Genomic DNA, 24,510 nt, shown 5'->3' with positions numbered 1-24,510 from the left:
TTAGTGATGGACATAAAAAAACAACTACTATCTTTGACCCCTTATCAGCCAGGAAAGCCGATGGATGAAGTGAAAAGGGAATTGGGACTGGACAAAATAGTGAAGCTTGCATCAAATGAGAACCCCTTCGGCTGTTCGACAAATGTAAAGGAAGCGATAATGGATCAGTTAGGCAAAGCAGCCACCTATCCGGACGGCTATGCCCGCCAATTGAGAGAAACGCTTGCGGCACATCTGTCGGTCGCAGAGGAAGAGTTGATCTTCGGAAATGGCTCGGATGAAGTCATCCAAATCATTTGCCGAGCCCTTTTGCACAGTGGAAAGAACACCGTGATGGCGACACCGACCTTTCCCCAGTATAAGCATAATGCCGTCATTGAGGGTGCGGAAGTCAGGGAAGTAGTCATCAAGGATGGCCATCACCAACTAGAAGAAATGCTGAAGCAGATTGATGAAAATACGGCCATTGTATGGCTTTGCAGCCCCAACAATCCAACAGGTACTTATATTAATGAAGAAAGCTTGCTAACTTTTATTCAAAGAGTGCCAAAGTCCTGCCTGATTGTGGTCGATGAAGCCTATAAGGAATATGTGACGGCAGAGGACTACCCTGAAACGTTGAATCTTTTGAAAGAGTATCAGAATCTGCTGGTGACAAGGACATTTTCCAAGGCATATGGACTCGCGAGTTTCAGGATCGGATATGGAGTGGCAAATAAAGAGCTCATCAGACAGCTCGAGCCGGCAAGGGAACCATTTAACACGAACTCCCTTGCACAGGTTGCTGCCACTGCCGGAATACAGGATCAGTCATTCATCAAAGATTGTGTAGAAAAAAATAAACAGGGCTTGGAACAGTTCTATTCTTTCTGCAGGGAAATGAGGCTAGCATACTATCCCTCTGAAGGAAACTTCATTCTGATTGATTTTGAAGCGGATTCGGATGTGCTTTTCCATTATCTGCTCACAAAGGGCTATATTGTCCGGTCTGGAAATGCATTGGGCTATCCGGGCTGTTTGCGCATCACGATCGGAACAGAGGAGCAGAACAGGGAAATCATCTCGCATTTAAAAGAATATAAAATGAAGCAAGCCATCTAATAGAGAGGAACCTTCCTCTCTATTCTCATATATTAAGGCATCAGGCGGTGAAGGAAATGGAAGGTAATGTATTGATTATCGGACTGGGACTGATTGGCGGTTCCATTGCACTTGCATTAAAAAAGGAACACCAACAGGCCACAGTGATCGGATATGACCTGAATGAACAGCAGGCAAAGCTTGCTAAATCATTGAAGGTAGTGGATGACTGTTGTGAATTCTATGAAGAGGCTGCATTGGAGGCCGATTTTATTTTGATTTCAGTCCCTGTCATGCAGGCAAGCAAAGTGCTCGAGAAATTAAGCACCCTGGATTTCAGGAAACAGGTTTTGATCTCCGATGTAGGCAGTACAAAAGAGAGGATCGTGGAGGCCGGAGCTGCACTTTTTCCACAAAAAAATGTTACATTTATAGGTGGACACCCCATGGCGGGTTCTCATAAAAGTGGAATCATCGCTGCAAAGGCCCACCTTTTTGAAAATGCTTTTTATGTGCTGACACCGACAGATCTTGAAAGAGATGCAAAGCAGGTGGAAACCTTAAAAGATTGGCTTAAGGGGACGAAGGCCAATTTTGTGACAATGAGCGCAGGAGAGCATGATCTAGTCGCCGGGGTTGTCAGTCATTTCCCTCATATCGTGGCCGCAGGTCTGGTTCACCAGGCGGAGGACCTTCAGCAAAAGAGTCCATTTGTGTCCCGATTGGCTGCAGGTGGATTCCGTGATATCACCCGTATCGCATCAAGCAACCCGACCATGTGGAAGGATATACTCATACATAATAAAGAAACCCTGCTTCAGCTCATCGACAGCTGGCAAGAGCAGATGAACCTTGTAAAGCTGGATTTGGAAGATGGCAATGAAGAAAAGCTGTTCGATTTTTTCCAGAAGGCGAAGGAATTCCGGGATGGTCTTCCTGTAAAAGCGAAGGGGGCCATTCCATCCTTCTATGACTTGTATGTGGACGTCCCGGATTATCCAGGTGTCATCTCAGAGATAACAGGCTATCTTGCAACAGAACAGATCAGTATCACCAACATCCGTATCATGGAGACAAGGGAAGAAATCTATGGCGTCCTGAGACTAAGCTTCCAGACTGACGAGGATAGACAAAGTGCAACTGAATGCCTTGGCCAATATACGAATTATGAGACCTATATTGTGTAAATCGGAAAAAGGAGTGTATGCTACATGAAGAAATTGACCAGAACTGCCTCCGGTTTAAACGGAAGCATTGATATTCCAGGGGATAAATCCATTTCGCACCGTTCTGTCATGTTTGGTTCATTGGCAAAGGGGAAGACGACGGTCGAGAATTTCCTGCCCGGTGAAGATTGCCTCAGTACCATCAGCTGTTTTCGTAAGCTTGGTGTGGAAATCGAACAACAAGTGTCGTCCGTGACGATATATGGGAAGGGCATGGATAGCTTGAAGGAGCCAAGCGATGTTTTGGACGTTGGAAACTCAGGGACGACAGCCAGGCTGATGATGGGAATCCTTTCTGGCCTTCCGATCCATACAGTTTTAATAGGGGACGCCTCGATTGCAAAGCGTCCGATGAAGCGGGTGACTGGACCGCTTCGAGATATGGGAGCTAGCATCCAAGGTAACCAGGATGGCAACTTCACTCCCATTTCCATTCAGGGCGGAAATCTGAAGGGACTTAATTTTGTGTCCCCTGTAGCAAGCGCTCAGGTGAAATCCGCGATCCTTTTGGCTGGTCTTCAAGCGAATGGCAGAACGACGGTAGAGGAACCATTCAAATCAAGGGACCACACAGAAAGGATGCTGAAAGCGTTTGGTGTCGACCTTGAAGTGGATGGAAACACGATAAGCCTCGATGGAAAGCAGGAGCTTAAATCAGATTTACATATTGTCGTTCCGGGTGATATTTCTTCGGCTGCATTTTTCCTTGTAGCAGGAGCCATTGTGCCACGCAGCAGAATAACTTTGAGAAGAGTGGGGCTGAACCCTACGAGAACAGGGATACTTGATGTCTTGAAATCGATGGGGGCATCCCTGACATATTCAAATGTAACAGAGGATGGACCGGAACCTTATGCAGACATAACAGTGGAGACTTCAGAGTTGAAAGGCGTGGAAATATCAGGTGATATCATTCCCCGGCTCATTGATGAAATCCCGATTATTGCCCTTATGGCGACTCAAGCTTCCGGCACGACGGTAATAAAGGATGCAGAAGAACTGAAGGTGAAGGAAACGAACAGAATCGATACGGTCGTAAATGAACTGAAAAAGCTGGGAGCGGACATTACAGCAACAGAGGATGGCATGATCATCAATGGCGGTACCAAGCTTGAGGGTGCTGTTCTTGACAGTTATGGCGATCACCGCATCGGCATGATGGGGGCCATTGCCAGCCTGATAGCGAATGGGGAGACGGTTCTAGAAAATGAAGAAGCGATCAATGTATCTTACCCAAGCTTTTTTGAACATTTGAATCGATTGCAGGGGTAGATATGGAGAAGTGGAGTAAGGTGTCTACCCTGCTCCCTTTTTTATTCCGATTACTCATATTTCCAATCGTTCATTCATAGCTTGTCTTAAGACGAAAAAATTAGGGTGATGCTATGGAGTATATTATTGATCAGGCAAACATTGTAAAAAGTGATTCCTCCTTTATTACCGCCTCCATGCTTGTTAAGGACGATAGCATTCAATTAATTAAAGATACCATCCTTTCCACTAAATTGATGAGAATGAACTTCTCCTCCTATGTGATGACACCTGGACATGTAATGATTGTCGACGAACTTCCAGCAATGGCTTTTCACGATTTCAAAAACCATATCATCGACCACTATTTGAGTCGGGGGTGTACAACCTTGCTGTCGGTTTTCACCATCCAACATGAAAAGGAATTCAAACAAAAGCTGAAGCTGGCAAAATCCTATCTTTTTAACAGTCCCATTGATTATTATTTTGCTATCAGAGTGCCTATCGAAAAGCTGACCCCTTCCTTGGTGCGTATGTGTAAACGGCATAGGTTGCCGGCGGTCTTCCTGGAAATAAATGATGGGAATTCTCTTGGTAATGTAGCCTGGGGATGGATAAAAGAGGCACTCTATCAGTTTCCTGTCACCTTTATACCATGCCTTAGAAAAGCCGCGGATTCCAGTAAACAGATCAAGAAAGCCTGGAAAGCTATCATGAAAGAAGAGAGATTGCCACATCTTATAGAATGCCCGGAAGCCGGAAAAGCATTGAAGAAGGAAATGCTGATGATGCTTGGGATTTATCCGAAAAAAGGGGATTTGAGAGTAGGCGGCGAATTAAACTATAACTTATTTGTATACCCTGAGGACCGAATCGTTGAAACAATAGAAGATCTGGATTATGATAGTCATATTCCAGAAATTACGGTCCATCGCGGCATCATCCTGAAGGCCGGGGAGGCAATCTCCTTTCGCCCGGGCTTTGGAAATGAATGCGCGGTCACGGTACCAGGACACTTTATGGAAGGGCGAAGATGAGTGCAAGAATTAACCAAAACCGCTTTTCCAACTAGAAGGGAAGTTGTAGTTTGTCATATCAAGTTATTGAAAAAGCATTAACACTTATAGACAATGGGGAAGTAGAAAAAGGGATCGCACTGCTGCGAGATAATCAGTCCACCTTCAATGAAGATGATTTGTTCCACACAGCCCAGATCTACCAGCAGCTCGGAATGCTTGAAGAGGCAAAAGAGCTTTTGAATGGACTATTATACCATCATCCCAATGAAACCGATTTGATCCTTTCCTTGGCGGAGGTGCATATCGACCTTGATGAAGAGGATGAGGCAATGGCCCTCCTTGAAAACGTCAATGAAGAAGAAGATGCTTACCTGCAGGCATTATTGCTCTTGGCTGACCTGTATCAGGCACAAGGATTGTTTGAAGTGAGTGAAAACAAGCTAATACAAGCAAAGAGGCTTGCACCGAAGGAACCGATTATTGATCTGGCACTGGCAGAAATCAATCTGTCCCAAGGTGATTATAAGAAAGCGATTCCCCATTACGAAGCTGTCCTTCCATTTAAGGGAGATATCGATTTCGACCTTGAGGAAAGATTGGCGGAATGCTATAGCGCGACAGGGCAATTCGAAGAGGCGATGCCATATTTCGACGAAGCGCTGAAAAAAGAGTTGAAAATTGATGTTTTATTTCAATACGGATTTACCGCCCTTCATGCAGGATTCTCCAAGACGGCTGTCGAAAAGTTAAATCAGGTAAAACAATTGGATTATGAATATTCCTCTCTTTACTTGTATCTCGCAAAAGCTTATGAGCAGGAGGGTCTCCTTGAAGACAGCCTGCGTGTGGCCAATGAGGGTCTTGCGGTCAATGAATATAATAAAGAATTGCAGGTGTATGCCGCCAAGGTGGCATTGAAGCAGAATAATAGTACCGAAGCGATCCGATTATTAAGGGATGCAATCGCGATCGACCCGGGTTATTTGGAAGCCGCGATTACCTTGACGAAAATCTACATCCAAGAGGAGGAATACGAAGATGTCATCGATTGCCTCCAGGAATTGATCAGGTTTGGTGAAACGGATCCTCAATTTGATTGGGATCTAGCGGTGGCACATCAGAAATTAGAAAATTATTCTGATGCATTAAACCATTACCGTCAAGCATATACTTCTTTTAAAGATGACCCCGACTTCCTTTATGACTACGGATTCTTTTTGCTTGAGGAAGGGAAAAGAGAAGAAGCGAAGCCTTTATTTGAAAAGTTGATTCAACACGACCCGACCAATATGGAACTTTTGGATGTATACAAAAATCTAGAAGAATAGTGATTATTCTACGCAGAGGAGGGACGATAGTTGTGGCTACCCCTGTATCTGTCAACGAGAAGAAGGACTTTATAAGGTGGTTCTTAGGTAACTATCAGTTAAAAAGACGAGAATGTGTTTGGATCCTTAATTATTTGATGAGTCATGATCAGCTGATGAAAAAAGTTCACTTTGTCGAGCAAGCGCAGTATTGTCCTCGTGGTATCATCATGTCGACTCATTGTGTAGAAGAAGTGCCATTTAGGTTCTATAAGGAAAATGTCATGACAACCGACGCCGAAAAATCGTTTCATGACATCCGCCTGAACAGGGAAGAGGACATCTATATCCAACTGAATTTCCGCTCTGTCTATCACTCACCCCAGTACGCAGCAGTGCTGGAGGAAAATCCTTATATGCCCAAATCGTCCAATTCAAATGAGAAAGACCGTATAGTGGCAGAGCAATTTCTTCAGGAATGCATCACCACCTTTCAAAAAGAAAAACTGCTGACTTTAATAGACGATGCGCTTGATCGAGGGGATGAAACTGCCTTTCAGAGCCTTACCGAGCGATTGAGAAAATTATAGGCCCACCAATCAATAAAACCCTGCCGACCCTGGCAGGGTTTTATTATTTGACCTTCCAAAATATAAAACTTATATTAGGAAGTGACCTGCATTTGTAAAGTTACTTTAAATCAGAAATGAGATGATAGTCATGAAATGGACAAGCAAGGATATGTCCCAATATGTGCAAGCGAAGGAATATATCGATACAGCCGTGATACCCTTGATCCCGATAACCTTTGAGGGAGAAATCAAAACGATGGCATCACATGGTGAATACATCACGATCCTCAGTCATGAATTGGAAAGGCAATTTAAAGGAAGAGTAATATTGATGCCATCCTACTCCTATTTACATAAAAATTCCCTTGAGTCAAAGCTGGAGAGGTTGAATGAATTTGTGGCACACATCAAGAGCGATATGAAGCATGTCTTTCTTTTGACTTCAGACAGTGTATGGAACCAGAAAGAGAATGAGCTTGAAGGTAAGCTTGTCTGGCTTCCTGCCATTCCGCTTGAAGATATGGAGGAGAAATATAAACAAAAAATCATCCAGGATCAGATGAACCAGCTTCTTCCGATGTTCATCCAAAAATGGCAGCAGTAAGCGGAAAAACGGAAAAAATTCTATTTACAATAGTAAAAAAGTATTCCTATGGTATGAAGTTCCTTTAGATGTACAAAATAAGTCACAAGGTTGCCATTATTTCAATCAAGGAGATTATTGACCTTGGGCGAAGATTGATATATCATGAGAATGTCCTAGTTTTCTATGTGTTATAACCTACTGTCCGTTTGGACTTAGTTTTTTCTATAGAGGGGGGAAAAACAATGAGTGAAAAAAACCATCGTGTGTCTAGACGTCAATTTTTAAACTATACCCTTACTGGTGTAGGCGGATTCATGGCTGCAGGTATGCTAATGCCAATGGTTCGTTTTGCAATTGACCCAGTTCTAAAAACTGGTACAGGTCAAGATATGGTAGCTGTCTGTGAAGAAAGCGAATTAACTAATGAGCCACAAAGCTTCAACTTCAAAATTGAACAGGTTGATGCGTGGTATGAATCCGAAGAACCAAGAACAGCTTGGATCTACAAGGATGGAAGCGGCAATATTGTTGCTTTATCTCCAGTATGTAAGCATCTTGGCTGTACAGTAAACTGGGCATCCGACCCGGCGAATCCGAACAGATTCTTCTGTCCATGTCACTATGGCTTATATGAAAAAGACGGTAAAAACGTACCTAATACACCACCACTAGCTCCACTGGATGTGTACGAGCATGAAGTGAAGGATGGAACAGTGTATCTTGGTAGAGCGAAACCTAAAGGGGAGGCGTAATAATTGTTAAATAAGATTTATGATTGGGTTGACGAACGATTAGATATTACGCCGATGTGGCGGGATATTGCAGATCATGAAGTTCCTGAACACGTAAACCCTGCTCATCATTTCTCTGCATTTGTATACTGTTTCGGCGGATTGACATTCTTCGTGACGGTCATTCAAGTTTTATCCGGAATGTTTTTGACTATGTATTACGTTCCAGATATCAAAAATGCTTGGGAATCGGTATATTACTTACAAAATGAAGTAGCGTTCGGACAAATCGTGCGCGGTATGCATCACTGGGGAGCAAGTCTTGTAATTGTAATGATGTTCTTACATACGTTACGTGTTTTCTTCCAAGGTGCATATAAAAAACCACGTGAACTTAACTGGGTTGTCGGAGTATTGATCTTCTTCGTCATGTTAGGTCTTGGTTTTACAGGTTACTTATTGCCTTGGGATATGAAAGCGTTATTCGCAACAAAGGTAGGATTGCAGATTGCAGAGGCAACTCCGGTAATTGGTACGGCAGTCAAGACATTGCTTGCTGGTCACCCTGAAATCGTCGGTGCCCAAACATTGACCCGTTTCTTTGCGATTCATGTATTCTTCCTGCCTGCAGCTCTTTTCGGACTAATGGGAGCTCACTTTGTCATGATCCGTAAACAAGGTATCTCAGGTCCACTATAAGATTTATACTTTTGATAACAAAGGAGGGGAACATGAATGCATAGAGGAAAAGGTATGAAGTTTGTCGGTGACTCTCGTGTCCCTGCAACCCGTAAGCCAAATATTCCGAAAGACTACTCAGAGTTTCCTGGTAAAACGGAAGCGTTTTGGCCAAACTTCCTTCTTAAAGAATGGATGGTAGGAGCGGTATTTCTAATTGCATTCTTATGCTTGACTGTCGCACATGCTTCGCCTCTAGAGCGTATAGCAGATCCTACTGACACTGGTTACATTCCATTACCAGACTGGTACTTTTTATTCTTATACGAGCTACTTAAATATCGTTATGCAGCTGGTCCATACACTGTAATCGGTGCGATGGTTATGCCTGGCCTTGCTTTCGGTGCCCTGCTACTTGCTCCATTTTTGGATCGTGGCCCGGAACGCCGCCCAAGCAAGCGCCCGATCGCTACAGGACTTATGCTATTAGGTATCGCGTCCATCTTCTTCTTGACTTGGCAGTCTGTTGATTCCCATGACTGGGAAGCTGCTGCAAAGCAAGGGGAAATCACGGATGAGCTGAACATCGAAATCGATGAGACGGCTGAAGGCTATGTAATCATGCAGGATAACACTTGTCTTTCCTGTCATGGAAACAACCTTCAAGGCGGGGCTATGGGTGCAAACCTACTCGACAATCCTGATTATGCTCCAGAGGATTATGCCAAGATCGCTAAAGAGGGTGTCGGCACAATGCCTGGCGGTATCTTCAAAGGTACGGATGAAGAAGCTCAAAAACTTGGTGAATACCTGGTTGAGATGAATAAATTAGCAGCAGAATCAGAATAATCTTCACTTATTCTCTTTCTACTGACAACAAAAACTGGCTATCATAGCCAGTTTTTTTGTATACTCAAATTACATAATTCTACTTCTTTCAATAAAAAGTGAGGAAAAACGATGCTAAATTGGTTTATCTATCTTTTGAGGACACCATTCATGCTTTGGAGTGTACTCATTATCAATGTCTTGGGCACAGTTTACGGGTACATTTGGTACGGCGTCCAGCTTAAAGAGACGCCACCGATCTTTCTGATATTTGTGCCTGATAGCCCTACCGCAAGCCTCTTTTTTGTCTTTGTGCTTATTGGATTTATCTTAAAGAGGAATTTCAAGCTGATGGAAGCCCTTGCAATCGTCACACTTGTGAAATACGGAATATGGGCAGTTGTGATGAATATACTGACCCTGATGGAAACAGGAGAGCTTCCGATAGAAGGGTATATGCTGATCGTCTCGCACGGTGCAATGGCCGTTCAGGGGATCCTTTACAGCCCATACTATCGATTCACAATGTGGCATCTTGTTGTGGCAGCCATATGGACATTACATAATGATGTGATTGATTATGTGTTTAAAATGATGCCTTGGTACGGCAGTCTTGTGAAGTATATGTCCGAGATCGGCTATTTCACTTTCTGGCTCAGCATTTTCTCCATTGCGACCGCTTACTATTTTTCAATTAGAAGCAACCGTCAAAAGTTATCTCTGCAATAAAGTTCTAACCTTGTCCCATATCTCATAATTATCTACTAGAGAATATGGGAGGGACAAGCGATGATAGGGAAAAGGTTTACAGTCATCTTATTATTATTACTACTTGCGATACCAACTAATTCAGCGGCACGCTCCAATGAAAATGTACACCCTTTAAAATTGAACATATTGACTGATGACGCGCTACAACTAGTGAAAAACGAACGGTATGTAGAAGCGCATAATTTACTTGATATTTTTTCTGACGAATTTACAAAAGTGATGGTGAATGATCCGATGATGCCGATGGATCAAGTTCGGATCATTACCCTTGTCCATGATAAATCGATGGCGTCCCTATCGGATATCAACTTGCCCCATGAGGAAAAGGTGCGTGCTTTGACTAGGCTCCGATTGGTGGTAGATGCGATGACATCTGAGCATCAACCTTTATGGACGGAGATGGAGGATCCGATCATCACAACCTTCAATCAATTGAAGGATTCGATTGAAACGAGGAACAGTGAATCCTATCAGACACTGTATCAGCGGCTTTTACTGAACTATGACCTGATTCATCCGAGTTTGAAAATGGATGTCAAACCTGAATTCATCCATAAGGTCGATTCACATATCGCATATTTGAATGAAAACCGTGAACAGTTGCTTTCCAGTCCGGAAAGTGCGGAAGACCTGGCAGTCATCGAGGCCGACCTTAAGTCATTGTTCAAGGAACTGAAAGAGGATGAGACTGATCCATCCCTTATCTGGGTGATGATTTCGACAGGCAGCATCATCTTCCTTACGTTGTCCTATGTAGGATGGAGAAAATTTAACGCGGACAGAAAAAGGGCGAAGCGGAAAACAGAGAAACTATAATGTATAGGTGAACTAAAGGGATGAAGCCATATGGCTTCATCCCTTTTTCCATCCCTCTGGCCCATGTAGGAATAAAATGATGTTTCTTAAAGAATCCTAATGGGGTATAGCATCATACATAAAAGGCCAAAAGGAGGTCTCAAGCTTATGGGTCTATACTTAATTTACTTTGCGATACTTCTGATTGTCCCACTTTGGGCACAGTCAAGGGTGAAAAGAGCCTATAAAAAATATTCAAAGGTTCCTTCCTCGTCAGGTTTGACGGGAGCAGAGGTTGCCACAAGAATTCTCCATGATAATGGGATGTATGATGTGCGTGTGGAAGAATCCAGGGGCGTGTTGACGGACCACTATGATCCAAGAAGCAAGAGTGTGCGATTATCCTCACAGAATTTTCATGGTACATCCATTGCAGGTGCGGCCATTGCAGCACATGAAGTGGGGCATGCCTTCCAGGATGAACAGGCATATGCCTTTTTGAGATTTCGTCACGCTTTGGTTCCGATTGCCAGCCTTGGCTCCAATATGTCCTTCTTTATCATTTTTGCAGGATTGATTTTCGGGTTGAACAACCTGATCCTGCTCGGAATCATCTTTATGGCAGGGGCAGTGTTGTTTCAGCTTGTGACACTGCCTGTTGAGTTTGATGCATCAAACAGGGCGATGGATCAAGTGATCTCACTTGGGATCATCAACAATAATGAGGAACGGGAAACAAAGAGAGTACTGAATGCTGCTGCTTTTACATACGTGGCTGCGGCAGCTGTGGCGGTGGCAGAGCTTGCACGATTTATACTCATTTACCTGGGAAACAGGGAATGATGCAATTTGTATGGAACAGGGGATCTGTCCCAAAAGAAAAGCTCCGCTGAATATCATTCAACGGAGCTTTTCCTTGTTTATCTTTCCAATGGGTTTTTGTTTTCATCCAAGGTGAAGCCTTCCCCGAGTACGTCGTGGACATCGCTTACGGCTACGAACGCATGCGGGTCGACGGAGGTGATGGTGTTTTTAAGTTTTACGAGTTCATTCTTGGCGACTACACAGTATAGTACATTTCTTTCGGCTTTTGAATAGGAACCCTTACCGTGAAGGATGGTAACCCCGCGGTCCATCTCCTGATTGATTCTCAATGCGATGTCTTCATGCTTGTCCGAAATGATGGTTGCACCTTTCGCTGCATATGCACCTTCCTGCATGAAATCGATGACACGTGCCGCAACAAAGACAGCCACAAGCGTGTACATCGCTTCCTGATAGCTTAAATAGGTGATCAAGGACAGGATGATGACGATGGCATCGAACAGAAACATGGTTTTCCCCATACTCCATCCGATATACTTATGTCCTAGCCTGGCGATGATATCCACTCCGCCTGTTGTCCCGCCATAGCGGAATATGATGCCGAGCCCGATCCCGATGAAAACCCCTGCAAATAGTGCCGCAAGGGCAAGGTCATCCTCAAGTGGCGGAAATACCAAAGGAACACGCTGGAATATCCAGAGGAATACTGAAAGGCTGATGGTCCCGATCATTGTATAGATAAAGGTGTTCCGACCAAGCAGCTTCCACCCGATAAAGAATATCGGTATATTCAATATGAGGTTGGTGTAGGATGGATCTAGTTCAAACAGGAAGAATAGCAATAGTGTGATTCCCGTGAAACCGCCTTCTGCAAGGTTGTTCTGCATATTAAAGTTGACTAGTCCGAATGCAAAGATCGCTGATCCAAGTAAAATGAAGAAGATATTAGATGCTTTTATGCCTTTAAACATGGTGTCCTCCAAAAACTAGTGAATTTTTGAACTATTTCATTATAATAAACATGTAGACGGTAAGTAAATCAAATTAATTATTTGTCAAATGATTCGGTTTTAGCTAACATGAGAGGATGAGGTGAAAAAGTTGACTGAAAAGACCATGAAAGAGATGCAACAAGAGGTGGATCGATACATTTCACAATTTAAAGAGGGGTACTTCAGCCCGCTTGCGATGCTGGCAAGGATGACGGAGGAATTAGGGGAACTATCCCGCGAAGTTAACCATTATTATGGAGAAAAACCAAAAAAAAATACAGAAAAAGAAAATACGATGGAAGAAGAGATGGGAGATGTCCTGTTTGTATTGATCTGTTTTGCGAACAGCTTGAATATAGATCTTCAGGAAGCGCATGACAGGGTGATGCATAAATTCCAGACAAGGGACAAAGACAGATGGACGAGGATAGAATCTGAAACAGACAGAGGGGAAGAAGAGTGAACATGAATACTATCAAGATAATACTCGCAGGTCCACGTGGAAGAATGGGCCGTGAAGCAGTGGAATTAATACATAGAACAGAACATTTTGAATTGGTTGCCTGCCTTGATCGTGTCAATGGGGGCAAGAAGCTTTCTGAATTGGAAGGTTTCCCTTCGATGGATGCAAAAATTTTCACGGATGCTAACGAGTGTTTCGCTGCAGTTGAGGCGGATGTACTTATCGATCTTACAACCCCGGAAATCGGAAAACTCCATACAAGGCTGGCACTCGAACATGGAATCCGTCCAGTGGTCGGTACAACCGGCTTCAATGAAGAGGAGTTGAAAGAACTGACCCAGCTTGCTGAAGAAAAGAAGACTGGTGTCATCATTGCTCCAAACTTTGCGGTCGGAGCCATCCTAATGATGAAATTTGCACAGATGGCTGCCAAGCATTTGCAGGATGTCGAAATCATTGAACTTCATCATGACCGCAAGCTTGATGCTCCTTCAGGTACTGCCATCAAGACTGCTGAATTGATTTCCAAGACACGTGAGGCAAAGAAGCAGGGTCATCCGGATGAAGAAGAACAGCTTAAAGGTGCAAGAGGTGCGGAAACAAAAGACGGCATCCGCATTCATAGCGTACGCTTGCCTGGTCTTGTAGCCCATCAGGAGGTCATCTTCGGCGGTGAGGGTCAATCTTTGACTATCAAGCATGATTCATATAACCGCGCATCCTTCATGTCGGGAGTCAAACTTGCAGTAGAGACGATCATGACTTTGGATATGTTAGTGTACGGACTTGAAAATATCATCGAGTAGGGGGGAGAAACCATGAAAATTGCATTAATTGCACATGATAAGAAAAAGCCGGATATGATTCAGTTTGCGACAGCATATGAGCCAATCTTAAAAAAGCATGAATTATATGCAACTGGGACTACAGGTTTACGAATCGCCGAAGCGACAGGATTGAATATTCACCGCTATCAATCCGGCCCACTTGGGGGAGACCAGGAAATCGGGGCGATGATCGCACAAAACCAGATGGACATGGTCATCTTTTTCCGTGATCCATTGACGGCTCAGCCGCATGAACCAGATGTCACTGCGCTCCTTAGACTGGTGGATGTATACTCCATTCCTCTTGCAACCAATATGGGCACTGCAGAAATACTGATACATGGATTAGATCGCGGAGAGCTTGGCTGGCGTAATCTGGTAAAGGAAAAAGAGGGAGATCAATGACAGCACCATTAGACATACTGGCCTTTGGCGCCCACCCAGATGATGTGGAGATCGGGATGGCTGGCACTTTGGCAAAATATAAGGAAAAGGGATTGAGGGTCGGCATCTGCGATTTGACGATGGCTGAGCTATCCTCCAACGGTACAGTCGCCATCCGTCAGAAGGAGGCAAAACATGCCGGGGAAATTCTCGGGTTGGATGCAAGAATACAGCTGAATCTACCCGACCGTGGCTTGACCTTGTCGGATGAACATATCAAGGAAGTAGTATCTGTCATTCGCAAATATAAGCCAAAAGTCATATTTGCACCTTACTGGGAGGATCGTCATCCAGATCACGGCAATTGTGCAAAAATAGTGGAGGAGGCTGCTTTTTCCTCTGGCATAAGAAGATTTGCTGCTGATGATGATGGTCTTGAAGCACATAAGATCCAGAACTTATTTTTTTATATGATAAACGGAATGCATCAAGCCCAGTTTTACATAGATATCACAAAGTATGTTGATAAGAAGACAAATGCCCTCATGGCTTACGAAAGTCAATTCGAGGTCGGGGAAAATGGTGTAGTCACACCGTTGACCAATGGATATGTAGATAGTGTCATCAGCAGGGAAAAAGTATTTGGAAAACAAATAGGATCTGTTTATGCGGAAGGATTCTTTGCTAAAGCTCCTCTGATCATAAATAACGATCTAATAGGTGGGATTTAAGTGAAACTCAAGATAGGAATCACCTGTTATCCTACGGTTGGGGGATCAGGTGTCATTGCAACGGAGCTCGGAAAGCTCCTCGCGGAAAAAGGGCATGAAATCCACTTCATCTCCTCGAGCATGCCTTTCAGACTGAATAAGGTCTATAGCAACATCTATTATCACGAAGTGCAGGTCAACCAGTATTCCGTGTTTCAATACCCTCCATATGACCTGGCACTTGCAAGCAAAATGGCAGAGGTGGCAAAGCGGGAGAAGTTGGACCTGCTTCATGTCCACTATGCCATTCCACACGCTGTATGCGCGTATCTGGCAAAGAAAATGACAGGCGATGAGCTGAAAATAGTAACCACCCTTCATGGGACGGATATCACGGTCCTTGGCTACGATCCTTCCTTGAATGACATGATCAGATTCGGAATTGAAGGCTCAGATGTCGTCACAGCAGTATCAGAATCACTTGTACAGCAAACCTATGACCTTCTGCAGCCACGTTCATCGATCAGGACTGTTTATAACTTCATCGATGAAAGGGTCTATTATAAAAAGGATACATCCGACTTAAAAGAGCAATATGGCATCCTACCGGAAGAAAAAGTGGTCATTCATGTCTCCAATTTCCGTAAAGTGAAACGGGTGGAGGATGTGATCCAATCCTTTTACCGCATTCAAAAGAAAGTGGCATCAAAACTGTTGCTCGTTGGGGACGGCCCGGAGATTTCAGTGGTTTGCAAACTGGTCAAAGATCTCGGGATATCAGATAAAGTATTGTTTTTAGGCAAACAGGAGAATGTGGAGGACCTGTTATCCATATCGGACCTCAAATTGCTATTGTCTGAAAAAGAAAGCTTTGGACTGGTACTGTTAGAAGCAATGGCATGCGGAGTGCCTTCAGTCGGAACCAATATCGGCGGTATCCCTGAAGTGATCGACCATGGTGTCACCGGCTATCTGAGTGAAGTGGGAGAAGTGGATCACATCGCAGAACAGGCAATTTCCATCTTAAGCGATCCGGATTTACATAAAAGATTTTCAGAGAATTCCATTCAACGCGTCAAGGATAGGTTCAGCTCGAGACATGTTGTGGAACAATATGAAGAAATATATATGAATCTGATAAAGGAATAGCTCCATCGATCATTGATGGAATAAAGGGGAGGGATATCAATGAACATCGCTTTTCATTCTGCCACCGACATTATCGACATTCTTGAGAAAGCAGGACATGAAGCCTATTTTGTCGGGGGTTCAGTCAGGGATCATCTAATGGGAAGATCCCTGGGGGACATTGATATCGCCACTTCTGCCACTCCCGATCAGATACAGGCACTCTTTTCAAAAACCGTCGATGTCGGAGCGGCACACGGAACCATCATAGTGGTAACAGAAAAAGATTCTTTTGAAGTGACAACCTACCGCACTGATGGAACATACACCGATAACAGAAGACCGGATGAGGTTGTTTTTGTAAAGAGCCTAACAGAGGATCTGAAGCGTCGCGATTTTACAATGAACGCCATTGCGATGAATAAGAAGGGGGATATCCTTGACCCTTTTCATGGAAAAGTGGATATAGAAAGAAAAGTGATCAGGACAGTTGGTGAACCATCAGAGCGTTTCCACGAGGATGCATTAAGAATGTTCCGTGCACTGCGTTTTTGTTCCCAGCTTGGATTTGCAATCGATAAGGAAACATTCCTGGCCATCAAAAAACATGCAGCACTGATGGGAAATGTCTCAATTGAAAGAAAGACAGTCGAAATGGAGAAGCTGCTTCTTGGAAAATCCATGAACCTGTCTGTACCATCATTGATTGATACAGGATTATTCAAGTACCTACCATTATTGAAAGATAAAGGCGAGGAGCTTGGGAGCTTATCCTCCTTTCCTTTTCACAGATTGACCAGCCGCATACAACTATGGACGGCTTTTGCATATTTATTGAAAATACCCGATCTTGAGGATTTCCTGAATAGCTGGAAACTACCGAAGAAGGTCAGCAAATCAGTCATAATGAATATTACGACGATGAATCATTTCATGGATGAGGGTTGGAACAGGGAGCTCATTTATTACTCAGGGATAGAAGCCTGTCTTCAGTCCCATGAGATTCTGCTGCTGCTGGGAATGGACAAGCCTACAAACAGGGAGACGATTCAAAAGATAGATGAAGCGCTGCCAATCAGGGGAATAAAGGACATTGTAGCAAATGGAAACGATTTAGTGCAATGGCGCGACCAAAAAAGAGGAAAATGGATCTCCGAACTTTTACATGATCTTGAAAAAAATATATTGAATGACCTTGTCCAGAATGAAGCAGGTGCAATAAAGGAGTGGGTAAGATCTTGGCAACAGAAATAAGATCCAAGCTATTAAAAATGTTTACAGAAGCACAAGGCGGCTTTTTATCCGGTCAAAAGATCAGCGAGGAACTGGGTTGTTCAAGAACTGCAGTATGGAAGCATATCGAGGAACTGAGGAACGCTGGATACGAGCTTGAGGCAATCAGGAGAAAAGGTTACCGCATCACGAAAATCCCCAACAGGATCAGCTCAAATGAAATATCCCTCGGATTAAAGACTGAAGCGTTAGGAAGAAGGATTCATTTTGAGGAATCAGTCACTTCCACACAAAAAATCGCTCATCAATTGGCATATGACGGTGCGCTGGAAGGTACTCTGATTGTAGCGGAGGAGCAGACGGCAGGACGTGGAAGGTTGAATAGGGCATGGCATTCACCGATGTACACGGGAGTGTGGATGAGCCTCATTTTAAGGCCGAACCTTCCTCCGGCGAAAGCACCCCAGCTTACCCTGCTTACGGCGGTGGCTATTGCGCAGGCAATCGAAGAGGTCACATCCTTGCGGACCGATATTAAGTGGCCGAACGATATCCTTATCAATAAAAAGAAGACAGTCGGGATCCTGACCGAGATGCAGGCCGAGGCGGATAAAATCAATTCTGTCATAATCGGGATGGGGATCAATGTGAATCAGGAGTTGGAGCACTTCCCCGAAGAACTCCACAGCATCGCAACTTCGCTCGCAATCGAGCTCGGAAAGCCGATTAACCGAGCGGAACTGATTCAAATGATATTATTGAAGTTCGAAAACTTATATCATAGCTATCTTGAGCATGGATTCTATCCGATCAAACTGCTATGGGAATCCTATGCCATCAGCATTGGCAAGAAAATCATCGCGAGGACGATTACCGGCACCCTTGAAGGAACCGCAAAAGGAATCACAGAAGATGGTGTATTGATGCTTGAAGATGACAAAGGTCATATTTCCTATATACATTCGGCCGATATTGAAATTGGAAAAGATTAAAAGAATGGCATCTTTTCCAAACATCTTTTATAATGGAATTGTGGGCAGTATCCCCAAAGGAACTGCACCGGGAGTACCGATTTTTTAAATGAAAACGCAACTACAACCAAATATCTGCCTTGATCCAAAGGACTAGGACAGAGGGATTGAACTGAACCGATTAAAATTAACCATGCAGCACGCCTGCGTGAATTAACCTTCCTTCTTTCTGTGGAAAGAGGGATTTTTATGTTTCGGTCGTTCATTTCTTGTCCTCAATAAGAGGAGGAAAGAACATGAAAACAGCTACAGATTTCATGAAGATGAAACAAAATGGAGAGAAGATCGCCATGTTGACAGCCTATGATTATCCATCTGCAAAGCTGGCAGAGGAGTCCGGGGTGGATGTTATCCTTGTCGGGGATTCGCTAGGGATGGTCGTACTTGGCTACGACTCGACAGTGCCTGTGACGGTGGAGGATATGATCCATCATACCAAGGCGGTCAAACGGGGAGCAGGTTCGACTTATATCGTGACAGACATGCCGTTCATGAGCTATCATCTATCCATTGAAAATACGTTATATAATGCAAAAAAAATGATCCAGGAATCAGGTGCACATGCTTTGAAGCTTGAAGGGGCGGAAGAAGTAGTGGATATGATCCGTTATATTACAAAAGCCGGGATCCCGGTCGTAGCACATCTTGGCCTGACGCCACAGTCCGTCGGCGTACTTGGGGGCTTTAAAGTGCAGGGCAAGGATGTGGAAAGTGCCAGGAAAATGATCGAGGATGCCATCATGGTCGAGAAGGCTGGCGCGATGGCGCTTGTATTGGAGTGTGTACCAGAACAGCTGGCAAGGGAAATCTCAAACAGATTATCCATCCCGACAATCGGTATCGGTGCCGGAGAAGCGACAGATGGCCAGGTGCTGGTTTTTCATGATGTTCTCACATACGGAGTAGAGAGAGTGCCGAAGTTTGTTAAATCCTATGCCAATGTTCAGACTGTCATGAAGGAAGGACTCTCCGGTTATGTAGCGGAAGTGAAAAGCCAAGCTTTCCCCAAGACTGAACACAGCTTTACCATGAAGGAAGAAACCCTGCAAAGATTATACGGAGGCAAATCTCAGTGAAAATCATTAATCTAATTTCCGACATGCAAAAGGAAAGCCTTGAGGCACGCCAGGCTAATAAAACAATCGGGTTTGTCCCGACCATGGGCTTTTTGCATGAAGGCCATGCAACATTGATTGAACGTGCAAGAAAAGAAAATGACATTGTCATACTCAGTATTTTTGTCAATCCTCTGCAATTCGGTCCAAACGAGGATTTTGATGCATATCCGCGGGACATCGAACGGGATGAAAGAATAGCCAGGGAACTTGGAGTGGATTATCTCTTCTACCCAACCATCCAAGAAATGTATAAAGATGACCGGACCACGCTCATTACAGTGCAGAAGAGGGTGGATGTCCTTTGTGGGAAAAAACGTCCCGGTCATTTTGACGGTGTTGCAACTGTCGTAATGAAGCTTTTTCAGATTACCATGCCTGACAAAGCTTATTTTGGGATGAAGGATGCCCAACAGGTTGCGGTGATCGAAGGATTGATCTCTGATTATCATTTGACTGTAAATCTAGTCAGGGTAAATACAATCAGGGAAGAGGACGGCCTTGCTAAAAGCTCCCGGAACGTCTATCTTTCTCCTTTGGAACGGAGTGTAGCCCCTGCCATCTATCAGGCTTTGAAGATGGGAAAACAAAGGCTCGAACAAGGGGATTCCATTTTACAGACAAAGGAACTTGTAGAAAGCTATATAACAGAAAAGACAGGTTCGGAAATTGACTATGTGGAAATCTATTCCTATCCTGGTCTGAAAGAAATACAAAAACCGGAAGATGGAGACGGGCTTATTCTTGCCGTTGCTGCAAAGTTCAGCAAGGCGAGACTGATTGACAACATCGTTTTTTCATACACGAAGGGGGAAAATTAATATGTTTCGTACTTTAATGAATGCAAAAATACACCGTGCACGTGTCACGGATGCAAACCTTGACTATGTCGGAAGCATCACCATCGATGAGGATATCCTGGACGCAGTCGGGCTTGTTGCGAACGAAAAGGTCCAGATCGTGAATAATAACAATGGGGCACGTTTTGAAACGTACATCATCCCTGGGGAACGAGGGGGAAAAGAATTCTGCTTGAACGGTGCAGCAGCCCGCTTAGTGCAAAAAGGGGACGTCATCATCGTCATTTCCTATTGCCTGATCCCAGAGGAAAAAGTAAAAGGGCATCAGCCTAGAGTAGCTGTGATGAACGAGAGCAATGAAATCGTGGAAATGCTCGGGACAGAGCCGGCAGCCACCGTCATGATCTGATTTTACGTATAATGGTCACAACATATTCCCAATAAGTTAATTACTGTCGAAATCCCCCTTAAATGGGGGTTTTTCTTTTAAAAGACTGGAGAAAATAAATTTAACTATTTTTTTCATGGAATGACTATGATACTTTGTTTATAGATGATTTGAGAAGTTAAGAGGTGTAAAGAAATGAAACAGCGTTATGTAGTCCTTGATTTGGAAACAACAGGGAACTCTCCGAAGAAACAAGATAAAATCATACAAGTGGGCGCTGTTTTAGTGGAAGATGGCGAAATAACGGAACGATTTGCCAGCTTTGTCAATCCAAGCTGCAAGATCCCTCCTTTTATTGAACAACTGACAAGTATAAATAATGAAATGGTAAAAAAGGCACCGACCTTTGCCCAGATCGCTCCGATGCTTGTAGAGATGCTGGAAGGTTCCACATTGGTGGCACATAATGTCCCGTTTGACCTCTCCTTTTTACAGCATGAACTTCAAGAGAGCGGCTATCCGGCTTTTTCAGGGAATACTGTGGATACAGTGGAACTGGCACGAATTCTCCTGCCTACCCGTACAAGCTATAAGCTGACGGACCTGGCAGACTTTTACCAGTTGGACCACGATAATCCTCATCGGGCCGACAGTGATGCGGAAGTGACGGCAATCATTTTTCTTAACCTTTTGGAAAAGATAAAGAGCCTGCCCATCCAAACGAGTAAGAAGTTACATAACCTGTTACATAATATGAAAAGTGATATATACATCCTGTTCCACCATAAGGATGATGGCGCAACACTTTCCGATAGGTTCCATCTTTATCAGGAAATGGTGGTCCTTAAAGCTCCAAGTTCCCTGCAGATTGATGAAATGGCGAAACGCAAGGAAATACTACTCTCACAGATAAAAGAGCTTATCGGACAAACTCACGTGATAGATGAAGTCAAGAGGCTTTTTGAATCCAGGGAGCATGGACTTTTGGAAATTCCTCCTACATTTGAAGAAGAGGACTCCTATCTGCTTGGGGGAATCTTGTTTTCCCTTGAAAATGATAAACAGGTAGTCATCAGCAGTCACCGTTCCGACACCCTTAACACTATAAGGGGGCTCTTTAAAAGGCTACATATGGATGACCGGGACTTCAATATGCTTACCTCTTCTATAAAAGGGAAGTATTTTTATTTGAGTCTTCCGCGATTTATACACGCGCTCGGAGAAGAGGAAGACAATTATGATGCCGTGCTGACTAAAGCGCAGATCCTTGTTTGGCTGACTGAAACGGAAACAGGTGATATGGAGGAGTTATCCTTGTCATCTGGAGGCCGCTTTTTATGGGAATCCATCAATTGCTCCTTACCCTCGGGATGGGGTGGGGCGGAAGAAGCAACGTACTGCTTTTATCAGGCAGCAAGACGAAAAATCAGCCAAAGCATTATGCTGCTGACTAATCATTCCTTTTTGGCCAAAGAAATTTGGAAAGAGGAAGTATTAAAGGGGATGCATTATTACATAATCGAAAATGCAAATGTATTCCATCAGAATGTCAGTAAATTCTTAGGGATTGAAATAAGCTATCTGGACATTTACTTCGCCTTATCGAAGCTCCCTGATGTACCTGCCGTTTTGCAATCAAAAGAAGAGCTGGATGATATGTTCAGGATTCTTAGGGATTACTGTCTTGCAAGAACCAAAAGATCATCAACTAAAGTAACCTACCGTTATTCTGTCCAAGAGGAGAGCGGCAGGGCATGGTCGGGTGTACAGGAGGCGGCACAGAGACTTTATATGTCATTGACTGATGTCATCCTCTACCTGGATAAGGAGACAAGCAGGATCGGAACAGCTTCTGAAGCCATGCATTCTGACCATTTCAAAGAGGAGCAGGCAATTCTCACAGAGATGCGGGAAACTTTCTATTCCCTCCTATTTATTCCAAAGAAAGATCGGTTAACATGGTTTGAGGTGAATGTCCGAGGGGCAAAGAACTCTGTAACCATTTACGAACAACCCTTGGATATCAGTACGAGGCTTGCTGAGAAATTTTATCAGCTGAAAAGCAGTGTGATATTCGTTTCCCCGGCGCTAAGTGTGAACGGTAGCTTTGATTTTGTAACGGAGGAACTTGGCCTTACAGAATTTTATCCGGCTATGAAGGTGATGAATCGAAAAGAACTGAATCCTTTACCAGGAGTCTTCATCCCAACAGATATGCCTTACATTGAAAAAGGCAAAAATGATGCATTCGTTTCAATCGCTGCCCTGCAGATCCAGGAGTTATTGGCACATAACGGAGGACGGATCCTCGTAAGCTTTTCATCAATCGACATGCTTTCCGCCGTATACAATGAATTGAAGAATTTGCCGCAATCAAATGAAACCGTTGTTGTCAGCCAAAGCGGCATAAGCGGGGGCAAGCAGAAAATCTTAAAAGCTTCAGCAAACTTCGAAAATGCAATCCTACTGGTGACAAACAGCTTTTTGGAGGAGGTATCGATCAAGAAGGAGAAAATTGATACCCTTGTCATCATCAGATTGCCATTTAGCGCACTAGATGAGCCTCTTTTAGCTACAAGAATCAATTTTGTTGAAAAGCAGGGGAGAAATTCCTTCAAGGATGTGTCCCTGCCAATTGCCGTCCTCCGGTTCAAAAAAATGATCGCCACTTTTTTGGAAGGGCAAGGCAGCAAAAACATTTTTATTTTTGACAGAAGAGTGGTAGAAAAAAGATACGGCACCCAATTCATTGAGTCGATTCCAAATGGGATCGTAAAAAAAGATACTTTTTTCAGCCTTCTCCATAGTATAGATTAAAGCGATTGAAGTCATTTTAATACAGTACAAAACTATGGTTAGAATGGATGAGACCAATGTGGAATATCTTCTTGCTGGGACTTCTTTTGATCAACTTTGGAATCCTGCAGCCTGAATACCCTACCGATGTAGAAAAAATCGATCTACAATTGGATGAAGAGGAAATAGCCTTTACCTTTCTTGACCTGCCGAATGGAGAATGTACCATCATCCAGACATCGGAAGGAGAAAATATCCTGATAAATACGGGATCGCCTGAATCCGAAGATGAATTGCTGCATTACTTGAAAATTTATGGAATTGACGAAATATCGGACCTGATCATCACCAGCCCCGATTCTGAATATACAGGGAACCTGAAGTATCTTGTGGAAAATATCGCAATTGACAATTTGATCCTCCCTAACAGCATGTCAGATGCTAAACTTGGGAAAGAGACCGATTGGTGGGGGAAAGGTACTAAAAGCGAACCTGTGAAGGATTTAAAAGTGCTGGTACTCAATGAAGACTATTCCAAGAAAAAGCATCTTGGGATGGATTTATTATTGGAATACAATGATACGTATCTGTTATACATGACCAGTGCAGATAAAGAAGTCGAGAACAGATTGATTCGGCAGCATGACCTTAGTTTCGTCAACATAATCAAGGTAGGGGACTTCGGGAATGATACGGGGACTTCAAAAAAATTCCTCAATGCCTGTGATCCACAAACTGCAATCCTGTTTCACAAGGAAACAACCTATGGAAAGTCGATGGTCTTGGAAAGGCTCAAGGAGACATGGCTTGACTTATATCAAACGAGCCAAAAAGGAAATATCACCATCAAAATGAAAAACGGCTATTACCACGTCTTCACACTGACCCTCGACACCTTTCAACAGATGTCATAAAAAATAAGTGTAAAATTTCATCCTTTAGTACGAATATGCTTAGCTGTTGATTGGAGCAAT

26 protein-coding genes are annotated in these 24,510 nt (G+C 43.7%); 25 read left to right on the top strand and 1 reads right to left on the bottom strand.

Annotated elements, in window-relative coordinates:
• The first annotated feature begins 6 nt into the window (after positions 1 to 6).
• From hisC to JOC95_RS06725, 13 genes are all read left to right on the top strand, one after another.
• Positions 7 to 1,101, top strand: a complete 1,095-nt coding sequence (gene hisC, locus JOC95_RS06785) for a histidinol-phosphate transaminase (protein ID WP_204414611.1) — start codon at positions 7 to 9, stop codon at positions 1,099 to 1,101.
• A 56-nt stretch (positions 1,102 to 1,157) separates the two neighbouring features.
• The gene (locus tag JOC95_RS06780) at positions 1,158 to 2,267 is read left to right on the top strand and encodes a prephenate dehydrogenase (protein ID WP_204414610.1); all 1,110 of its coding nucleotides are present in this window, start codon (positions 1,158 to 1,160) and stop codon (positions 2,265 to 2,267) included.
• A gap of 24 nt (positions 2,268 to 2,291) precedes the next feature.
• Positions 2,292 to 3,578: a 3-phosphoshikimate 1-carboxyvinyltransferase gene (gene aroA, locus JOC95_RS06775; protein WP_204414609.1), complete on the top strand. Its 1,287-nt coding sequence runs from the start codon at positions 2,292 to 2,294 to the stop codon at positions 3,576 to 3,578.
• A 113-nt stretch (positions 3,579 to 3,691) separates the two neighbouring features.
• Complete coding sequence (locus JOC95_RS06770) at positions 3,692 to 4,594, top strand: hypothetical protein (protein WP_204414608.1); 903 nt, start codon at positions 3,692 to 3,694, stop codon at positions 4,592 to 4,594.
• Positions 4,595 to 4,644: 50 nt separating this feature from the next.
• Positions 4,645 to 5,904 (top strand): tetratricopeptide repeat protein, encoded by a 1,260-nt coding sequence (locus JOC95_RS06765; protein WP_204414607.1) that lies wholly within the window; start codon positions 4,645 to 4,647, stop codon positions 5,902 to 5,904.
• Positions 5,905 to 5,936: 32 nt separating this feature from the next.
• The gene (locus tag JOC95_RS06760; protein WP_204414606.1) at positions 5,937 to 6,473 is read left to right on the top strand and encodes a ReoY family proteolytic degradation factor; all 537 of its coding nucleotides are present in this window, start codon (positions 5,937 to 5,939) and stop codon (positions 6,471 to 6,473) included.
• A gap of 130 nt (positions 6,474 to 6,603) precedes the next feature.
• Positions 6,604 to 7,059: a YpiF family protein gene (locus JOC95_RS06755; protein ID WP_204414604.1), complete on the top strand. Its 456-nt coding sequence runs from the start codon at positions 6,604 to 6,606 to the stop codon at positions 7,057 to 7,059.
• Positions 7,060 to 7,283: 224 nt separating this feature from the next.
• Positions 7,284 to 7,793: a ubiquinol-cytochrome c reductase iron-sulfur subunit gene (locus JOC95_RS06750; RefSeq protein WP_204414602.1), complete on the top strand. Its 510-nt coding sequence runs from the start codon at positions 7,284 to 7,286 to the stop codon at positions 7,791 to 7,793.
• 3 nt (positions 7,794 to 7,796) lie between these two features.
• A complete protein-coding gene (qcrB, locus tag JOC95_RS06745; RefSeq protein ID WP_078380200.1) occupies positions 7,797 to 8,471 on the top strand; it encodes a menaquinol-cytochrome c reductase cytochrome b subunit in 675 nt (224 codons plus the stop codon).
• A 36-nt stretch (positions 8,472 to 8,507) separates the two neighbouring features.
• Entirely contained in the window at positions 8,508 to 9,299 is a 792-nt protein-coding gene (locus JOC95_RS06740) for a menaquinol-cytochrome c reductase cytochrome b/c subunit (protein ID WP_204414601.1), read from the top strand.
• A 111-nt stretch (positions 9,300 to 9,410) separates the two neighbouring features.
• A complete protein-coding gene (gene lhaT, locus JOC95_RS06735) occupies positions 9,411 to 10,007 on the top strand; it encodes a lipoprotein heptaprenylglyceryl N-acetyltransferase LhaT (protein ID WP_204414600.1) in 597 nt (198 codons plus the stop codon).
• A 60-nt stretch (positions 10,008 to 10,067) separates the two neighbouring features.
• Complete coding sequence (gene ypjB / locus JOC95_RS06730; protein WP_204414599.1) at positions 10,068 to 10,865, top strand: sporulation protein YpjB; 798 nt, start codon at positions 10,068 to 10,070, stop codon at positions 10,863 to 10,865.
• 147 nt (positions 10,866 to 11,012) lie between these two features.
• The gene (locus JOC95_RS06725; protein ID WP_204414598.1) at positions 11,013 to 11,687 is read left to right on the top strand and encodes a zinc metallopeptidase; all 675 of its coding nucleotides are present in this window, start codon (positions 11,013 to 11,015) and stop codon (positions 11,685 to 11,687) included.
• A 77-nt stretch (positions 11,688 to 11,764) separates the two neighbouring features.
• Here JOC95_RS06725 and JOC95_RS06720 read toward each other — a convergent pair whose 3' ends face one another.
• Entirely contained in the window at positions 11,765 to 12,640 is an 876-nt protein-coding gene (locus tag JOC95_RS06720; RefSeq protein WP_204414597.1) for a YitT family protein, read from the bottom strand.
• Positions 12,641 to 12,770: 130 nt separating this feature from the next.
• Here JOC95_RS06720 and JOC95_RS06715 point away from each other — a divergent pair, with 130 nt between their 5' ends.
• From JOC95_RS06715 to JOC95_RS06660, 12 genes are all read left to right on the top strand, one after another.
• Positions 12,771 to 13,124 carry a nucleotide pyrophosphohydrolase gene (locus tag JOC95_RS06715; RefSeq protein WP_204414722.1) on the top strand — a complete coding sequence of 118 codons (354 nt, stop codon included), beginning with the start codon at positions 12,771 to 12,773 and terminating at the stop codon, positions 13,122 to 13,124.
• 2 nt (positions 13,125 to 13,126) lie between these two features.
• Positions 13,127 to 13,930 carry a 4-hydroxy-tetrahydrodipicolinate reductase gene (dapB, locus tag JOC95_RS06710; protein ID WP_204414721.1) on the top strand — a complete coding sequence of 268 codons (804 nt, stop codon included), beginning with the start codon at positions 13,127 to 13,129 and terminating at the stop codon, positions 13,928 to 13,930.
• Positions 13,931 to 13,942: 12 nt separating this feature from the next.
• Positions 13,943 to 14,356 carry a methylglyoxal synthase gene (gene mgsA / locus JOC95_RS06705; RefSeq protein ID WP_204414595.1) on the top strand — a complete coding sequence of 138 codons (414 nt, stop codon included), beginning with the start codon at positions 13,943 to 13,945 and terminating at the stop codon, positions 14,354 to 14,356.
• A complete protein-coding gene (gene bshB1, locus JOC95_RS06700; RefSeq protein ID WP_204414593.1) occupies positions 14,353 to 15,066 on the top strand; it encodes a bacillithiol biosynthesis deacetylase BshB1 in 714 nt (237 codons plus the stop codon). The genes mgsA and bshB1 overlap by 4 nt, the downstream gene beginning before the upstream one ends.
• On the top strand, positions 15,067 to 16,194 hold the full coding sequence (gene bshA / locus JOC95_RS06695) for an N-acetyl-alpha-D-glucosaminyl L-malate synthase BshA (protein WP_204414591.1): 1,128 nt from the start codon (positions 15,067 to 15,069) through the stop codon (positions 16,192 to 16,194).
• Positions 16,195 to 16,233: 39 nt separating this feature from the next.
• On the top strand, positions 16,234 to 17,427 hold the full coding sequence (locus tag JOC95_RS06690; RefSeq protein WP_204414589.1) for a CCA tRNA nucleotidyltransferase: 1,194 nt from the start codon (positions 16,234 to 16,236) through the stop codon (positions 17,425 to 17,427).
• Positions 17,412 to 18,398, top strand: coding sequence for a biotin--[acetyl-CoA-carboxylase] ligase (locus JOC95_RS06685; protein ID WP_224840199.1), 987 nt, complete (start codon positions 17,412 to 17,414; stop codon positions 18,396 to 18,398). Before JOC95_RS06690 ends, JOC95_RS06685 begins: the two co-directional genes overlap by 16 nt.
• Positions 18,399 to 18,673: 275 nt before the next feature.
• On the top strand, positions 18,674 to 19,513 hold the full coding sequence (panB, locus tag JOC95_RS06680) for a 3-methyl-2-oxobutanoate hydroxymethyltransferase (RefSeq protein ID WP_204414587.1): 840 nt from the start codon (positions 18,674 to 18,676) through the stop codon (positions 19,511 to 19,513).
• Positions 19,510 to 20,373, top strand: coding sequence for a pantoate--beta-alanine ligase (gene panC, locus JOC95_RS06675; protein WP_204414585.1), 864 nt, complete (start codon positions 19,510 to 19,512; stop codon positions 20,371 to 20,373). Before panB ends, panC begins: the two co-directional genes overlap by 4 nt.
• A 1-nt stretch (position 20,374) precedes the next feature.
• Positions 20,375 to 20,761, top strand: a complete 387-nt coding sequence (gene panD, locus JOC95_RS06670) for an aspartate 1-decarboxylase (protein WP_204414584.1) — start codon at positions 20,375 to 20,377, stop codon at positions 20,759 to 20,761.
• A 174-nt stretch (positions 20,762 to 20,935) separates the two neighbouring features.
• A complete protein-coding gene (locus JOC95_RS06665) occupies positions 20,936 to 23,557 on the top strand; it encodes an exonuclease domain-containing protein (RefSeq protein ID WP_204414582.1) in 2,622 nt (873 codons plus the stop codon).
• A 56-nt stretch (positions 23,558 to 23,613) separates the two neighbouring features.
• Positions 23,614 to 24,450, top strand: a complete 837-nt coding sequence (locus JOC95_RS06660) for a ComEC/Rec2 family competence protein (protein ID WP_204414580.1) — start codon at positions 23,614 to 23,616, stop codon at positions 24,448 to 24,450.
• The last annotated feature ends 60 nt before the right edge of the window (positions 24,451 to 24,510 follow it).

This window comes from Sutcliffiella tianshenii (genome assembly GCF_016908565.1).
GTDB classification, from domain to species: domain Bacteria; phylum Bacillota; class Bacilli; order Bacillales; family Bacillaceae_I; genus Sutcliffiella_A; species Sutcliffiella_A tianshenii.
The sequence above is the reverse complement of the archived record's forward strand: the minus strand, read 5'-3'. Positions and strand labels throughout refer to the sequence as shown.

Bases quoted from the DNA above. Each gene is read 5' to 3' on its own strand.
- lhaT (WP_204414600.1), top strand. From the start codon at position 9,411: ATGCTAAATTGGTTTATCTATCTTTTGAGGACACCATTCATGCTTTGG.
- JOC95_RS06720 (WP_204414597.1), bottom strand. From the start codon at position 12,640: ATGTTTAAAGGCATAAAAGCATCTAATATCTTCTTCATTTTACTTGGA.
- JOC95_RS06665 (WP_204414582.1), top strand. From the start codon at position 20,936: ATGAAACAGCGTTATGTAGTCCTTGATTTGGAAACAACAGGGAACTCT.
- JOC95_RS06755 (WP_204414604.1), top strand. From the start codon at position 6,604: ATGAAATGGACAAGCAAGGATATGTCCCAATATGTGCAAGCGAAGGAA.
- panD (WP_204414584.1), top strand. From the start codon at position 20,375: ATGTTTCGTACTTTAATGAATGCAAAAATACACCGTGCACGTGTCACG.
- panB (WP_204414587.1), top strand. From the start codon at position 18,674: ATGAAAACAGCTACAGATTTCATGAAGATGAAACAAAATGGAGAGAAG.
- JOC95_RS06740 (WP_204414601.1), top strand. From the start codon at position 8,508: ATGCATAGAGGAAAAGGTATGAAGTTTGTCGGTGACTCTCGTGTCCCT.
- JOC95_RS06660 (WP_204414580.1), top strand. From the start codon at position 23,614: ATGTGGAATATCTTCTTGCTGGGACTTCTTTTGATCAACTTTGGAATC.
- JOC95_RS06690 (WP_204414589.1), top strand. From the start codon at position 16,234: ATGAACATCGCTTTTCATTCTGCCACCGACATTATCGACATTCTTGAG.
- JOC95_RS06770 (WP_204414608.1), top strand. From the start codon at position 3,692: ATGGAGTATATTATTGATCAGGCAAACATTGTAAAAAGTGATTCCTCC.
- JOC95_RS06780 (WP_204414610.1), top strand. From the start codon at position 1,158: ATGGAAGGTAATGTATTGATTATCGGACTGGGACTGATTGGCGGTTCC.
- aroA (WP_204414609.1), top strand. From the start codon at position 2,292: ATGAAGAAATTGACCAGAACTGCCTCCGGTTTAAACGGAAGCATTGAT.
- dapB (WP_204414721.1), top strand. From the start codon at position 13,127: ATGAATACTATCAAGATAATACTCGCAGGTCCACGTGGAAGAATGGGC.
- bshB1 (WP_204414593.1), top strand. From the start codon at position 14,353: ATGACAGCACCATTAGACATACTGGCCTTTGGCGCCCACCCAGATGAT.
- hisC (WP_204414611.1), top strand. From the start codon at position 7: ATGGACATAAAAAAACAACTACTATCTTTGACCCCTTATCAGCCAGGA.
- ypjB (WP_204414599.1), top strand. From the start codon at position 10,068: ATGATAGGGAAAAGGTTTACAGTCATCTTATTATTATTACTACTTGCG.
- mgsA (WP_204414595.1), top strand. From the start codon at position 13,943: ATGAAAATTGCATTAATTGCACATGATAAGAAAAAGCCGGATATGATT.
- JOC95_RS06750 (WP_204414602.1), top strand. From the start codon at position 7,284: ATGAGTGAAAAAAACCATCGTGTGTCTAGACGTCAATTTTTAAACTAT.
- JOC95_RS06725 (WP_204414598.1), top strand. From the start codon at position 11,013: ATGGGTCTATACTTAATTTACTTTGCGATACTTCTGATTGTCCCACTT.